The following is a 15,333-nucleotide window of genomic DNA, read 5'->3' on the forward strand; positions in this document are numbered from 1 at the left end:
CCTTTTTACTGGGTACTGACAAGGCGTTACTGGGGAAGAGCCTCGTTTTCGCCAACGGGACTCGCCACATCACTGATGAAAAACCCGAGTAAGCTCTCGGTACCGCCATCAATATGACGGAAATCAACAATCACGGAAGTCGAGTCACGGCCCTTTACGGGCGTAAGCGTCCAACTGCCAGTGGACTGGTCTGGCATGGTTTCCGTGAACATCAGGGTACCGCTTGTCGTGGCTCTCCAAGGCGCATCAATGGTGCTTGATTCTTCGTCCTCGGTACCAGGCGAGAAGGTGAGCGTACCTGTGCCATCCGCGCTGAGATAAATATTGACCTTGTCATTTTCGCCAACCAGATCAATGCTGAAGCCAGTCTCCAATCCTTCGAAGAAGCCGTCTTCCTCACGCTCGACAACAACAGTACTGGCATTCCCGGCGAGGTCCTCCAGCTCCATCCCAAAGCGACCGACACGGCTGAAGGAGAAATCGTTGTCACCATCCGGATGGTGCTCAGTAAAACTCAGATCACCCCATCGCTCCATTGACAGAGAGTAATAAGGCCCTGAGATTTCATCTATCAGGTTCTTGTTATACAGCCCACCTTCACCATCCGTCTCCACAGTTGCAACCGGATCAAAGCTCTCGCCATTGAGCTGGTAAGTACCCCATTCAGAGGACACTTCAACCAATTCCTCACCGCTATAATCCGTCTGGTTATTGTCGTGAACGATGGTGTAGTGGGAATCGTCCAGAATGGTCAGCACATTGAAGCCGTACTCTTCTTCCAGGTACCAGGCCCCGACAAGGGGGTTGTCCGCATCCTTGATGGGGGTAGCGCTGAACGTGTCGCCTTCACCAAGATCAAAGTGCAGTTCATCACCCGCCAATACCAGATCAGCGGTGACTTCGCCCCCATCGCCCTCCCAGGTGAGGCCGCCCTGTCCGTCGGACTCCTCTCTCAGAGTAAAAGTGATTTCACCCGTGCCGGGATTCCAATCGTAGGTTCCCCATTCTGCTGTGGCAGCCCCCTGGTCTTCGTTTCCATAGGAGTGGGAAAGGATGTAGCGACCATAGTCCAGGAAGGTCAGCACATTACGCTCGGAAGGCCCTTCCAGGATCAGCCAACTGCCGCGCAGATCCGCCTGCTGGGAGGCGGCGAAATGCGCCTCGGCCTCTTCTTTCGTTACCAGGGTTTTGCCGATAACCTCTTCAGTCGCCACGGCTTCAAAAGCTTCGGCAGACTGATTAACCGCCACCTCTTTGCCAATAAAATCATCAAGGGTTTGCTGACTAATGGCAATACCATTGTCCGGGTTGTCGTCGTCATCCAGGGTCTGCAGTAGCCGCAATACATTGATCACCACATCCGCATGGTTGCCATCGGCCATATCCGCCGGTGTCACACGTCCGGTTGCCGTTACCGGTGGTAGCTCGGTGTCGCCAATACTGAAGACAACGGTGTCACCCTCTACGTAATTATATTCCCCCAGCGCATTGGTCTTGCCACTCTGGTTACCTGGGTTGGTCTGATAGTTGATGCCCGCCACCACGCTATCGGTGAATACCCCGGTTTCCGTCTCCACGGGAGGCTCGGGCTCTCCGCCGCCGCCATCGCCGCTGCCACCGGATGACGAACCCCCTCCACCACAAGCGGTGAGCATCACCGCCAGTGCCAATGTTCCAAGTTTGAATGTTTTCATGACCCCTCCAGTACTGTTGAAATCGTTCGATGACATAAGGAAACCACTAGCACCCACCGATCCGCATCCCCCAAATTGGGGATAAGTAAGTGCTCACATATAGGTTTCAGTCAGATTGACCGAGTACTTTGGAGAGATCAGACGTTGAGTTGCTCCCGCAACACATGCTTCTGGAATTTTCCGGTGGAGGTTTTCGGCAACTCGTCGACGAAGAACACTTTTTTCGGGCACTTGAAGCCCGCCAACCCTTCCCGGCAGTGACTGACGATATCTTCCTCGCTCGCCGCCTGTCCTGCCTTCAACGCGATGAAGGCACAGGGAATTTCTCCCCAATGCGGATCGGGGCCGGCCACCACCGCCGCTTCCAATACCGCCGGATGGGCATACAACACGCTCTCCACTTCCAGGGTGGAGATGTTCTCGCCGCCGGAAATGATGATGTCCTTGGAACGGTCCTTGATCTCCACGTAGCCGTCCTCATACCACACCCCCAGGTCTCCGGTGTGGAACCAGCCACCGGCAAAGGCTTTTTCAGTGCCCTGCGGATTGTTGAGATAACCTTTCATGACACTGTGACCACGCACGAACAGTTCGCCCAGGGTAGAACCGTCACGGGGCACCGGCGTCAGTGTGTCCGGGTTCGCCACCATCATGTCGGTCATCGACAGCGACAGAATCCCCTGACGCGCCACCTTGTCCGCTTTTTCCTCCAGGGACAGATCCGCCCACGGGTCCTGGAATTCACACACCAGACTGGGCCCATAGGTCTCGGTGAGCCCGTACAGGTGGACGATATTGATCCCCAGCTTTTCCATGGCGGCGATGGTGGCAGCCGGTGGCGCGGCGCCGCCGGTGGCCACGGTCACGGTGTGATCGAAGGGCCGCCGTTGCTCTTCCGGCGCGTTGATCATCATGTTCAATACCACCGGGGCGGCACAGAAATGGGTCACCTTGTGCTCGCTGATGGCACGAAAAATCGGTTCCGGGTGCGGCTGGCGCAGACACACGTGGGTGCCGGCCACGGCGGTCACCGCCCAGGGAAAACACCAGCCGTTGCAGTGGAACATGGGCAGCGTCCAAAGGTAGGCCGCACCCTGGGGCAATCCCAGGCCGATGATGTTGCTCAAGGCATTCAGGTAGGCGCCACGGTGATGGTAGACCACGCCCTTGGGATCGCCGGTGGTGCCGGAGGTGTAGTTCAGCGTGATCGCCTGCCACTCATCCGCCGGCGCCTGCCAGGTGAAATCGTCGCGCCCGCGCGCCATCAGTTCATCGAAGGTCAGTTCCCCGACCCGTTCACCGCCCTCGAAAGTCGGATCTTCCACATCCACCACCAGAGGGGAGACCGAGCAGCGGGACAACGCTTCCCGGCTGCGTTCATGGAATTCCGCATCGGTGAAGAACACCTTGGCCTGGCCGTGATCCAGCATGAACGCCATGGATGCCGCATCCAGGCGGGTGTTCTGCGTGTTGAGCACCGCCCCCAGCATCGGGACGGCGAAATGCAGCTCCAGCATTTCCGGCACATTGGGCAGCAACGCCGCCACCGTATCACCGGGCCCCACTCCCATGGCCCGCAGCGCCGAGGCCAACCGCAAACAGCGCTGATGCGTCTCGCCCCAGGTACGCCGCAGCGGACCATGGATTACCGCGGTGCGATAAGGATGCGCCAGCGCGGTACGGGCCAGAAAGGTGAGCGGCGTCAGAGCCGAGAAATTGGCGGCGTTGGGCGTCAGGTCCGCATCGAAAGCAAGCGTGCTGGACATGATCGGAGTCTCCTGAATTGAGGGCGCCCCATACCGATCACGGGGCGCCGGGTTGTTGGGTCACTTTGTTGTTTTCGCGGCACGGTTCCGTCTATTCGGAGCCGGCGGGTTCAGCGCCTTCAGCGGCTCCGGAAGCGGCGCGGCTGTCGCCGGCGAGCCAATCGCGCTCCAGTACCAGCCACAGAATCAGACCGGCGCCCAGCCCCCAGGCCGCGCCTTTGGTGGCCAGAATGGCGCCGACGATCACCGCCACGCCGCGCTGCAAATTGGTTCCCTTGCTGAGCATTTCCAACGCCAGATAACCGCACAGGTAGCCCTGGATCAGCAGCGTCAGCGCCAGACCAATGTTCAATCCTGGCTTGAACAGGGACACCACCGGTAACAACAGAAGGGCAATACTCATGCCCCAGTAGATGCTGTTGGCCCCGCCCCAATAACTGTCCATGGCCTTGCGATCGTTGTTCATATAACGATTCACCACCAGCGCCTGACCGCCAGTCCAGGACGGGCCGGACAAGCTGATAAAGGGCGCGCACAGACCATGAAACAGATTGCGGAGCCCGGCGATGATGCTGTTACGGCGCGGGCTGAAAACCAGCTTTTCGTCCTTGCGCACCTTATCCGCGTTCTTGAACAGGGAATCGATCACCAGCACATCGCCAAAGGCGATGACATAGGCGGCCAGCGCCAGCGGCAACGCATCGAGGAAATACTGGAACGGCGGCCAGCCCAGACCGAACACGGTGTAATCATTAAGCATGTCGCCAAACGGCAGGGATACCCAGCCCCATTCCAGGGTTGGCGCCTGGACCTCACCGATCAGAATACCGAACACATAGGCGATCACGAACGGTACGGCGATACCGTACTGTGCAATGAAACGGAACAGGGAATAACGCTCCCGCAAAGGCGCGGCGGTGCGGGAAAACAACATGAAAAAGCCGAGGATCGTACCGAGCAAAATGGTGATCGGCATGGTCCACACCCGCCCGGTGGCGGAAAACTCCGTCATTATAGCGGAGAAGCCGGCGCCCACCAGAATCCCTGCCTTCAGCGACATGGGCATCTTGCGAACCAGTACATCCGCGCCCTTGAACAAGCCCATGGCGAAAAACAGTCCCGCCACCGTCAACTGCAAGGCAATCAACGCCAGAATGCGCGCATCCCCCTCCGGATAGCCGGACAGAAACGCCACATACAACGGAATCCCAGCGGTGATCCAGCCGGACACCGCCGGATCACCGAAGTGACCATGCAGCATGAACAGGAAGTTGTTGATCACCACGAAAGCAACGGCGATCTCGAAAGGAATGCCCAGCACCGAGGTCATCAGCGCCGTGATACTCAGCGGCACCACACACAGAATCGCCCCCTGCAGGATGTCGGGCAATTCCAGCTTGTAGTGGACAAAAGGAATGCGCAGCTTGAGGAAACCCAGCGTCGAGGGCTGTTCTCCCCCGTCCGCTCTCTTTCGCAGACTCATGTTGTTCTCCGTTATCGGGCTTTATTAGCGTTATCGATGCGGCAGAGATGCCGTTTTTTTGAATCAGGGGTTTTCCCCTGAATATTAGGTATTTATACTTTTTTAATCAAGTATAAATACTCAAATAAAAAGCCCGCCGAAGCGGGCCTTTCAACGGAGCCGAACGGGCCGGGCGGTCAGACCGCCACGCCACCGAGCTTGGTTTCCAGATATTCCAGCAAACCTTCGCGAGCCCCCTCGCGTCCCAAACCGCTCTCGTTCATGCCGCCGAACGGCGCCGCCGCGCTGGTGGGGTTGATGTCGTTGATGCCGATGATGCCGAACCGCAGCCCTTCGAACATGCGGATCGCCCGGGACAGCTTCTCGGTATAGACGTAGGCCGCCAGCCCGTAATGGGTATCGTTGGCCATGGCCAGCACCTCCTCTTCGTTATCGAAGGGGATCACCGGCGCCACCGGTCCGAACGTCTCCTCGCGGTAAATACGCATGTCCGGAGTCACGTCCGCCAGCAGGGTCGGCGCATAGAAATGCCCGCGATCGGCTTCACCGGCGAACAGACGCTCGCCGCCCTGCATCAGGCGGGCGCCCTTGGCCACCGCGTCGTCCACCTGCCCGGCCACCTTGTCGATGGCCGCCTGGTTGATCAGCGGGCCGATGCTGATGCCCTCTTCCATGCCATTGCCGGCTTTCAGTTTGGCGATGCGATTGCTCATCTCCGCCAGGAACGGCTCGATGATGTCGCGCTGAACAAAAATGCGATTGGGGCTGATGCAGGCCTGACCGGTGTTAAGGAATTTCACCAGCGACAAGCCCTTGGCGGCGTGCACCGGATCCATGTCATTGAAAACGATCGCCGGCGCGTGGCCACCCAGTTCCATGGAGACCCGTTTGAGATGGCCACCGGCCAGCCCGGACAGGTACTTGCCCACCGGCGTGGAGCCGGTGAAAGTAATTTTCTTCACCAGCGGATGGGTGCAGAACGCCTCGCCCACCGGCTTGGGATCCTGTTTGGTGATCAGGTTCACCACACCTGGCGGGAAGCCGGCGTCGTGGAAAATCTCGAACATGGCCTGGGCGCACAACGGCGTCGCTTCCGCCGGTTTCAACACGATGGTGCAGCCCGCCGCCACCGCCGGCGCCAGCTTGCGGGTGATCATCGAGATCGGGTAATTCCACGGCGTGATCGCACCGACCACACCCACCGGGTGCTGTTGTACCCAGAAGCGCTGATTGGCGCGGGCGGACGGAATGGTTTCGCCGTACATACGCTTGGCTTCCTCGGCGAACCACAGCAGAAAGTCAGCGCCGTAACCCACTTCGTTGAGCGCCGCCTTGAGGGGTTTGCCCTGCTCGCGGGTCATCAATTCCGCCAGCTCTCGTTTGCGCGCCAGCATCAGCCCGTGGGCCTTGTACAGCAGCGCCGCTCGTTCATAGGCGGTGGTGGCGGACCAGGACGCGAAGGCGATGTTGGCCGCCTCGATGGCCGCCGTGATGTCGGCGTCATCAGCGTCGGCGACGGTACCGATCTGCTCATTGGTGGCGGGGTTGAACACCGCGAAGGTGTTGTCCTTGTTGATCCATTCACCGTTGATGTACATGGTTTTCTCCTGCGGGTTACAGCAGCTCTTCGGGCAGCGCCATCAGTGTATCGTCACCGAAACGCAAAGCCCGCGCGTGATGCAGATAACGGGGCAATATCTGCTCAAGGTAAAAGTGGACGTGATGCCGTTTGCGGCGAGCGAACGGGGAATCGTCTTCCGCCACGCTCAGCGCCGCGCGGGCCATTTGCCAGGCAGCCACCACGGTGGCGCTCAACATCAGATAGTGGAAAGCGATCGCGCCGGGCAGCGTGGCACTGTCGCTGGCCCCCAGCAAAAATTCCGTGGCGTCGGATACCGCCACCACCGCATCCGCCAACAGCGCTTTGCGTTCGCAGCCCAGCACACTCTCCAGATGCGGCTCGGCCAGAAACGCGTCCATCTCCTCCAGTATCTCAAACATGGCGGCCCCGCGATCACGCAAGGTCTTGCGCCCCACCAGGTCCATCGCCTGAATGCCGTTGGTGCCTTCGTAGATCGGCAGGATACGCGCATCCCGGAACAACTGCCCGGCACCGGTTTCCTCGATGAACCCCATACCGCCGTGACACTGCACATTCAGGGAAGTGACTTCCTGGGCCATCTCCGTGCACCAGCCTTTCACCAGCGGCGTGAGCAAATCCAGGCGTCGCTGATGACGGGCCCGCCGTTGCGGATCGCTTTCACCGTGCACCCGATCCACTTCGGCACAGCCCACGTAGGCCAGCGCGCGGCCCGCCTCGGTGAGCGCATTCATCGTCATCAGCATACGGCGCACGTCCGGATGAGCGACGATTGGCCCCGCCTCACGTTGTCCGGGAGCCACGCCCTGTACCCTTTCGCGGCAGTATTCGCGTGCCTGCTGACAGGCCCGTTCAGCGACGGCCACGCCCTGCAATCCCACCGTGAGACGGGCGTTGTTCATCATCGTGAACATACAGGCCAGGCCCTGATTGGGCTTGCCCACCAGGTAACCAATGGCACCGCCATTGTCGCCGTAGCTCATCACACAGGTGGGGCTGGCGTGAATGCCGATCTTGTGTTCCAGCGAGATGGCCCGGCAATCATTGCGTTCGCCCGGGGAGCCATCCTTGTTGAGCAAATACTTGGGCACCAGGAACAAGGAAATGCCCTTCACGCCCTCCGGCGCATCGGGCAAACGGGCCAGCACCAGATGGACGATGTTGTCGGCCATGTCGTGATCGCCCCAGGTGATGAAAATTTTCTGCCCGGTGATGCGGTAGTGGTCGCCTTCCGGGACCGCCCGCGCCTTCACCGCGGCCAGATCGGAACCGGCCTGCGGCTCGGTCAGATTCATCGTGCCACTCCAGGTACCGCTGACCATGGACGGCAGATAAAGGGCCTTGAGGGACTCGTCGGCGTTGGCGGCGATGGCTTCCACCGCGCCCTGGGACAACAGCGGGCAAAGCCCCCAGGACATGTTGGCGGCGTGCCACATCTCCTGCACCGCCACCGCCAACGAGAACGGCAGCCCCTGACCGCCGTACTCGGGATCGAACTGCAGACTGCCCCAGCCGCCTTCCACGTAGCGCTGGTAAGCGTCACGGAAACCGGGCGCGGCAACCACGCCATCCGCTTGCAGACTCACGCCATGGCGATCGCCGTCGGCATTGAGCGGCGCGATCACCGACGAGGCCAGTTTGCCGGCCTCATCCAGCACCGCTTCGGCCAGCTCACGGGACACTTCGGTAAACGGCGGCAATGCCGCCAGACCATCGATATCGGTCAGCTCGCCGAGCACGAAAGCCATGTCCTGCAACGGCGCTTTATATTCCGGCATGGGGCATCCTCTGTCTTTGTTGTTCGCGGAAGGGGTTCGCGGTGCCGTCAGCTCATGTACTGACCGCCATTCACCGACAGATTGGTGCCGGTGATGAAACCCGCCTCGTCGGCGGCCAGGAACGCCACTGCCCGGGCGATATCATCGGGCTGGCCCAGCCGGCCCACGGGAATACCGGCGATGATACCTTCAAGAATGTTCTCCGGCACCTGCCGCACCATCGGGGTGTCGATATAACCCGGCGAGACGGCGTTGACGGTGACGCCCTTGCGCGCACCTTCCTGGGCGATGGAGCGGGTGAATCCATAAACACCGGCCTTGGCGGCGGCGTAGTTGCACTGGCCGAACTGGCCCTTTTCCCCATTCAGGGAAGAGATGTTGACGATACGGCCGAAGCCGCGCTGGCACATGCCATCGAACACCGCCCGGCACAGGTTGTACATGGAGGTCAGGTTGGTGTTGATCACATCCTGCCAGAAGTGCGGCTCCATGCGCTTGATCGGCGCGTCCCGGGTGATACCGGCGTTATTCACCAGCACATCGATGGGACCGAGCTCCGCTTCCACATCGGCGGCGAAGGCGGCGCAGGCGTCATAGTCGGTGACATCCAGGGGACGGACGTGCACGGAATAGCCCTGCTGTTCCAGGCTTTCCTGCCATTGCCGCGCCTGTTGTTCCTGCTGCGGGTCCGGGTAGTAGGTCCCCACCACGGTGCGGCCCTGATCACACAGAGCCTGACACATGGCCACGCCCAACCCGCCGGTGGCACCGGTCACCACCGCCAATCGTTTCTCGCTCATAACTTTACGCCTTCAACAGTTTTTTCATGGATGCCGACGTGGCCACGGCCCCATCGACGGTGTAACTCTGGCTGCGCGCTTCGATACGCGGCAGCTCATAGCGATAATTGACCATCATGCCGGCGGACTGGCGCCGGCCTTTTTCGGACAGGTCCGCGACCCAATTCAATCGGGCCACCTGAGCGCCGTTACTGAGATGGAAGTGGGCCACCGGGTCCAGGGCGTAGCGGCCCCGACGTTGCTCCCGGCACAGGTACCAGGCCATCAGCCGCCGCAGCGCCTCGGCACGCAATGGATCCAGCCGCTCCGGATCCAGCAGAGCCCCGGCACTGCCGGTGTCCCGCCATACCGCGCCGCCGGGCAAACCGGCCAGAACATCGTCGGACAACCCCTCCAGCCAACGGCGGAATCCGGGGATCGGCGACAGGGTGGCGAACTGCTTCAGTTGCGGTAATTCCTGACGCAGCAGCTTCACCACGCGTTTGATCAGGAAGTTGCCGAAACTGATGCCGGCCAGACCGGCCTGGGCATTGGAAATGGAGTAGAAAATGGCGGTGTCCGCTTGCCGGGCATCCAGCACCGGCGCCTCCTCGTCGAGTAGCGCCTGGATACTGCCGGCCATGCCTTCCACTAGCGCCACCTCGACGAAAATCAGCGGCTCATTGGGCATGTTCGGATGGAAGAACGCGAAGCAGCGGCGGTCTGCACGCAAACGGTTTTTCAGATCGTTCCAGCCACGGATCGCGTGCACCGCCTCATAGGCGATGAGCTTTTCCAGTAACTCGGCGCTGCTTTGCCAGCTGATCTGTTCCAATTGCAGCAGCCCCACATCAAACCAGGCGCCGAGCAGCCGCTTGAGATCCGCTTCCAGCGGTGCCAGCTGGGGATATTCCTTGCGCAACGACAACAGTTCCGCACGCAGATCCACCAGGAACTTGACCCCTTCCGGCACGCCATTGAAACGGGTCAGCAGGGTCATGCGCGGTGGCTCCAGAGCATCACGCAGCGCCAGGGCGGCCTGCATGCGCCCTTCGCTGCCGGCCGCGCGCCATTGCTCCATGGCCCGCTCCACCCGCGCCTCGTCCACGGCGTACTGTTCCGCCAGCAACATCAGGAAACGGGCACGGCCGTCGCGATTCAGAGCCTTGAATTCCCGCGCCAGGGTCACCGCCCGATCACGGGCCGCCACCTGCCCGCCATCGTCCGCCAGGCAGGCGTCTATCCATTTGATCAGGCGCTCCACGTCACCGCCGTTCAGGTCCGGGGTCAGTGTCAGCTTGCCGTCCAGCAGCCGCCGCTCGTTCCAGGCCTCCAGCCCCAGCGGCACTAATCTGCGGATGGCCTTTTCCCAAAGGCCGTCATTCTGATCCTGCATCATTGCTCTCTCCCACCAGACCGCTCCACGCTGGTGCGGCACCGACGGCCAAGAGACTAGCAAAGCCCGATTCCAAAACCAAGTATTTCTACTTGGATTTAAAAGTGTAAACCACTACACTTTTGAGTCACTGGCTTTAACTAAATGGCTTCGCGACTTGTGAATGAAGCAAAGCCACGACATAACACGGCATAAAGAGTCACTACGTAAAACAAGGAATCCCGATGGACGAACTGCACGGCTACTACCTGGAAGACCTGAAAGTCGGCCTCAGCGCCAGCTACGCCAAGACCATTACCGAGGCCGACGTGGTACTGTTCGCCGGCATCACCGGTGACGACAATCCGGTGCACCTGAACGCGGACTATGCCGCCGGCACCCAGTTCGGCCAGCGCATCGTGCACGGCATGTTCAGCGCCGGCCTGATCTCCGCCGTGCTCGGCACCCGCCTGCCCGGCCCCGGCGCCATCTATGTGGACCAGCAGCTGTCGTTCAAGGCGCCGGTCCACATCGGCGATACCGTGGTGGCCACCGCCACCGTGCTGGAGATCGACGAAAGACGGCGCCGGGTGAAGCTGGAAACCGTCTGCCGCGTCAAAGACAAGATCGTAGCCCAGGGCGTGGCCACCAACATGGTGGACCGCCGCCCCTCCCAGTAAGACGTAGAGAGTAAGGATCCGACCATGCTGATCGAAGCCCAAGATTCCACCCTGCTGGTCATCGACGTTCAGGAACGTCTGCTGCCCGGCGTCCATGAACACGAAACCCTGGTGAAGAACTGCCGCTGGCTGATTGAAGTGGCGCAGTTGATGGACGTGCCGGTGCGCTTCACCGAGCAATACCCGAAGGGCGTCGGCCCCACCACCGACCAACTGCTGGAGCTGGCCGGTGACGCCAACCCCGCCATCGCCAAAACCGTGTTTTCCTGCGCCGACGCGCCGGAATGCGCATCGCTGCTCTCGGAAGCCCGCGGCAAGACGTTCGTGCTGTGCGGCATGGAAGCCCACGTCTGTGTGATGCAGACCGCCTTGGGGCTGCACCAGGCCGGCAACAAAGTGTTCGTGGTGGCCGATGCGATCTCCGCGCGCAATCCGCTGGACACCGAGATCGCCCTGCAACGCCTGCGCGACGAAGGCGTGCGCGTGGTCACCCGGGAAATGGTGGGTTTCGAGTGGGTTCGCGATTCCCTCGCCCCGCAATTCAAAACCTTCAGCCAGAAGTTCCTGCGCTGATACCCGAAAACACCGTCGGCGCCAATGCCGGCGGTGGTTGGGCACCGCACGAGGTACACTATGTTCCTTAGCCAGCAACCCAACCCCCCGCCCATGGACACACCGACACCGGAAGAGGGCTTCACCGCGCTCACCGACGACGCCGAGCGCAACCGCCTGCTGGCGGAGATGGCCGAGCAGTCCACCGACATGATCTCCCGGCACACGCCCGGGGACTGGCGTTTCATTTATGCCTCACCGGCGGTGACTCATCTGCTCGGCTACAGCGTCGAGGAAATCGTCGGCGTCTCCGCCTATGACCTTTATCACCCGGACGATGTGGAAAACTTCCAGCGGCGCGCGCCCAGCGTTCGCTACGAGCGCGGTCTGTACACTCACACCTACCGGTTCCGTTGCAAGGACGGCCATTACACCTGGCTGGAAAGCACCAGCCGCACCTTGCGCGACCCGGACACCGGCGACATCCGTGAAATCCTGGTGGTGTCCCGGGACGCCAGCGGCCGTATCGAGGCGGAGCAGACCAACCGGCGGCTGGCGCGAGTGCTGGAAAGCACTAGCGATCTGGTGATCTTCACTTCCCTGGATCACCGTATTACCCATCTCAACGAGTCCGCCCGCCAGGTGCTGGCCCTGGACAGCGCCACCCCATCCGCCGCTTTGTCGGAGCTGTTCACCGATACCAGCTATCGATTGCTTGGCGAAGCCGCCTTTCCCGCCGCCCTGCGGCGCGGCAACTGGAGCGGTGAGCTGGACATGTGTGATCGCCGCGGCCAGACCATTCCGGTTTCCCTGGAATTGCTGGCGCACCGCTCCTATCACGGCGACATGGAATACTTTTCCCTGGTGGCCCGGGATCTGAGCGCGGCCAAGGCGGCGGAAGCGCAATTGAAGGCCTATCAGGCGGAGATCGAACACGCCAGCCGGCTGGTGACCATGGGCGAGCTGGCTTCGAGCTTGGCCCACGAGCTGAATCAGCCGCTCACCGGCATCGTCAATTATCTGCGCGGCATCCAGCGCCGCTTCGGCGATCAGGCCGAGGTGCGCTGGCAGGACCTGCGCGTGCCGCTGGAAAAAACCGTGGACACCGCTCTGCGCGCTGGCGGCATTATCCATCGGATGATGGACTTCACCCGCAAAAGAGCCCCGGTGCACGAGGCCATGGAGCTGCTGCCGGTGGTCGACGATCTGCTGCAGTTCTGCGAACCCAACGCCGAACGCCATAATGTGGTACTGGAAAACCGCATGACACTGGCCGACGCCCGGGTGGTGGCGGACCGCATTCAGTTGGAGCAGATCCTGCTCAACCTGATCGTCAATGCCATCGAGGCCTGCCAGACTCCCGCCGGGCAACCACCGCTGAAAGTCTGGCTGGAAGCCGAGCGGCGCGGCAAACAACTGGAGATCCGCGTGCGCGACCAGGGCCCTGGCCTGCCGCCACACAGCTCGGATAAACTGTTCGAGCGCTTTTTCACCACCAAGAAGAACGGGCTGGGCATGGGCCTGGCGATCAGCCGTTCCCTGGTGGAATCCCTCGGCGGCGAACTGTGGCCCCGCGCCGTGGAAGAGGATGGCATGGAAGAAAGTGGCATGGAAAAGAGAGGCGCCTGTTTTTGTTTCACCCTGGCACTGGCGGACGACGAAACGCCGACCACAACGAATTGACCCGGATCCCAATGGCAAACAGCGAATCAACGCAAACCATCTATATCATCGACGACGACGCCGATGTGCGCGACTCCCTGCAATGGCTGCTGGAGTCCGTGGGGCTGCGGGTGCGCTGCTACGAGACCGCCCTGGCGTTTCTTGAGCGTTTCCAGCCCGGCGCTGGCGGTTGCGTGGTGATGGACGTGCGCATGCCGGAACTCAGCGGCATCAACGCGCAGAAAAAATTTCCCGAGTACGGCATCGACCTGCCGGTGATCATGATCTCCGCCCACGGCAGTATCGACATGGCGGTGACCGCTCTCACCGACGGCGCGCTGACGTTCATCGAGAAACCGTTCGACGACCAGGTGCTGATCGACCATGTCCAGAACGCCCTTGAGCGGGACCGTCAGCACCGCCGCAAACTGCAGGCGCTGGCGGTACACCGGCAACGCTACGAAGGTCTGACCAAACGGGAACGGCAGGTGTTCGAGGAAGTGGTCAACGGCCTGTCCAATCAGGAAGTGGCCGATAAGCTCGGCATCAACCGCAAAACGGTGGAAGGCCATCGCGCCAACATGATGAGCAAGATGGCGGCGGATTCCCTGGCCGAACTGGTGCAGATCGCCATCAGCCTGCGCCAGCAGGACGCCATTCTCCACGCCTGAACCATCCCATTCAGTTCAGTGATGCCGAGCATCTGTATAAATCATTTTTAGTGATAGGCGGACTCTGCTTAACTGGGCGCCTGCCAATGACCGCCTCTCGCTTTGGAGCCGCCCATGACCACCTCCGTCTCGCCCACCCGCCTGATATTAATGGGAGCGGCCACCACCCTGGCCGGGATCGGGCTGGGCCGTTTCGCCTACGCCGCGCAACTGCCGGGGCTGATCGAGGCCGGTTGGCTGAGCGCCCGTGACGCCGGTTTCGTCGGCGCCACCAACCTGCTGGGCTATCTGGTCGGCGCGGTACTTGCCAGCCGTCTCGCCCGCCGGCTCGGCCCCGGCGCGGTGATCAAGCTGTCCACGTTGCTGATTGCCGTCAGCTTCCTGGCCAGCATGTGGCAAGGGCCGGTGTGGTGGTTCAGTCTTTGGCGCTTCGTCGCCGGCGTCACCGGGGCCCTGCTGATGGTGGTGGCACCTTCCCTGATCGCCAGCCAGCTTCCGGAATCCAAACGCAAACGGGGCACCGCCTGGATCTTCACTGGCGTCGGCACCGGCGTGTTGATCTCCGCCACCCTGGTGCCACTGCTGATGCAGCAGGGGCCGGAACTGACCTGGCTGGGCCTCGGCCTGATCGCGCTGTTACCGGTGGCGCTGGTGTGGCGCCCCTGGCCGGGCCTGCCGCGGGCGCCCCAGCAAGGACAACAGCAGGCCCGCGTCGGCCTGCTGCTGGCCGCCATCTATCTGGCCTATCTGCTGGACGCGGTGGGCTTCGTACCGCACACGGTGTTCTGGGTGGATTATCTGGAACGACAAAGAGATTTCAGTACCTGGGCGGCGGCGATCCAGTGGGGACTGGTGGCCCTGGGCGCCATCAGCGGCCCGTTCCTGGTTGGCGCCATTGCCCGCCATGCCGGCTGGCACCGCACCCTGTTCACCGCCTTGGCGTTGAAGGGAACCGCGGTCCTGCTGCCGATGCTGGTACCGGGAACGCTGGTGGTATCGCTCTCGTCCTTTACCGTGGGCGCGCTGATCCCCGGCATGGTCGCCACCACCATGGGCCGCATCGGCGAGCTGGTGCCCGCCCATGCGCACGCCACCGCCTGGGGCCGGGCCACCGCCCTGTTCGCTGTCGGGCAAGCCGCGGCGGCCTATCTGATGGCACCGATTTACGCCAGCGCCGAGCACAGCTCGCTGATTTTCATCATCGGCGGCAGCGCCCTGCTGTGCGCCGCCACCCTCACTCTGGCGACACCGTTGTTCGCCAAGCACAAACCGGTGACGGAGGTGTCCTGAACG

At 61.6% G+C, this 15,333-nt stretch carries 12 protein-coding genes; 5 read left to right on the plus strand and 7 right to left on the minus strand.

Annotated elements, in window-relative coordinates; all coding sequences use genetic code 11:
* Positions 1–26 precede the first annotated feature (26 nt).
* The 7 genes from B5T_RS20415 to B5T_RS20445 form a co-directional block, all read right to left on the minus strand.
* Positions 27–1,694 (minus strand): hypothetical protein, encoded by a 1,668-nt coding sequence (locus B5T_RS20415; RefSeq protein WP_014996423.1) that lies wholly within the window; start codon positions 1,692–1,694, stop codon positions 27–29.
* Positions 1,695–1,831: 137 nt separating this feature from the next.
* Positions 1,832–3,460, minus strand: coding sequence for an AMP-binding protein (locus B5T_RS20420; RefSeq protein WP_014996424.1), 1,629 nt, complete (start codon positions 3,458–3,460; stop codon positions 1,832–1,834).
* 91 nt (positions 3,461–3,551) lie between these two features.
* Entirely contained in the window at positions 3,552–4,943 is a 1,392-nt protein-coding gene (locus B5T_RS20425) for a hypothetical protein (protein WP_014996425.1), read from the minus strand.
* Between the two features lie 176 nt (positions 4,944–5,119).
* Positions 5,120–6,541 carry an NAD-dependent succinate-semialdehyde dehydrogenase gene (locus B5T_RS20430; protein WP_014996426.1) on the minus strand — a complete coding sequence of 474 codons (1,422 nt, stop codon included), beginning with the start codon at positions 6,539–6,541 and terminating at the stop codon, positions 5,120–5,122.
* A gap of 16 nt (positions 6,542–6,557) precedes the next feature.
* Positions 6,558–8,321, minus strand: a complete 1,764-nt coding sequence (locus B5T_RS20435; RefSeq protein ID WP_014996427.1) for an acyl-CoA dehydrogenase — start codon at positions 8,319–8,321, stop codon at positions 6,558–6,560.
* Positions 8,322–8,368: 47 nt separating this feature from the next.
* Positions 8,369–9,121 carry an acetoacetyl-CoA reductase gene (phbB, locus tag B5T_RS20440; protein ID WP_014996428.1) on the minus strand — a complete coding sequence of 251 codons (753 nt, stop codon included), beginning with the start codon at positions 9,119–9,121 and terminating at the stop codon, positions 8,369–8,371.
* A 4-nt stretch (positions 9,122–9,125) separates the two neighbouring features.
* Positions 9,126–10,499 (minus strand): malonyl-CoA decarboxylase, encoded by a 1,374-nt coding sequence (locus B5T_RS20445; RefSeq protein WP_014996429.1) that lies wholly within the window; start codon positions 10,497–10,499, stop codon positions 9,126–9,128.
* Between the two features lie 221 nt (positions 10,500–10,720).
* Between B5T_RS20445 and B5T_RS20450 the strand changes: the two genes are divergently transcribed.
* From B5T_RS20450 to B5T_RS20470, 5 genes are all read left to right on the plus strand, one after another.
* Positions 10,721–11,155 carry a MaoC family dehydratase gene (locus B5T_RS20450; protein ID WP_014996430.1) on the plus strand — a complete coding sequence of 145 codons (435 nt, stop codon included), beginning with the start codon at positions 10,721–10,723 and terminating at the stop codon, positions 11,153–11,155.
* Between the two features lie 24 nt (positions 11,156–11,179).
* Positions 11,180–11,728 carry a hydrolase gene (locus B5T_RS20455; RefSeq protein ID WP_014996431.1) on the plus strand — a complete coding sequence of 183 codons (549 nt, stop codon included), beginning with the start codon at positions 11,180–11,182 and terminating at the stop codon, positions 11,726–11,728.
* A 60-nt stretch (positions 11,729–11,788) separates the two neighbouring features.
* Positions 11,789–13,390 (plus strand): ATP-binding protein, encoded by a 1,602-nt coding sequence (locus B5T_RS20460; protein WP_148279313.1) that lies wholly within the window; start codon positions 11,789–11,791, stop codon positions 13,388–13,390.
* Between the two features lie 11 nt (positions 13,391–13,401).
* A complete protein-coding gene (locus B5T_RS20465; RefSeq protein WP_014996433.1) occupies positions 13,402–14,040 on the plus strand; it encodes a response regulator transcription factor in 639 nt (212 codons plus the stop codon).
* A gap of 114 nt (positions 14,041–14,154) precedes the next feature.
* A complete protein-coding gene (locus tag B5T_RS20470; RefSeq protein WP_014996434.1) occupies positions 14,155–15,330 on the plus strand; it encodes a YbfB/YjiJ family MFS transporter in 1,176 nt (391 codons plus the stop codon).
* Positions 15,331–15,333: the final 3 nt, after the last annotated feature.

The sequence above is a fragment of the Alloalcanivorax dieselolei B5 genome (genome assembly GCF_000300005.1).
Lineage (GTDB): Bacteria > Pseudomonadota > Gammaproteobacteria > Pseudomonadales > Alcanivoracaceae > Alloalcanivorax > Alloalcanivorax dieselolei.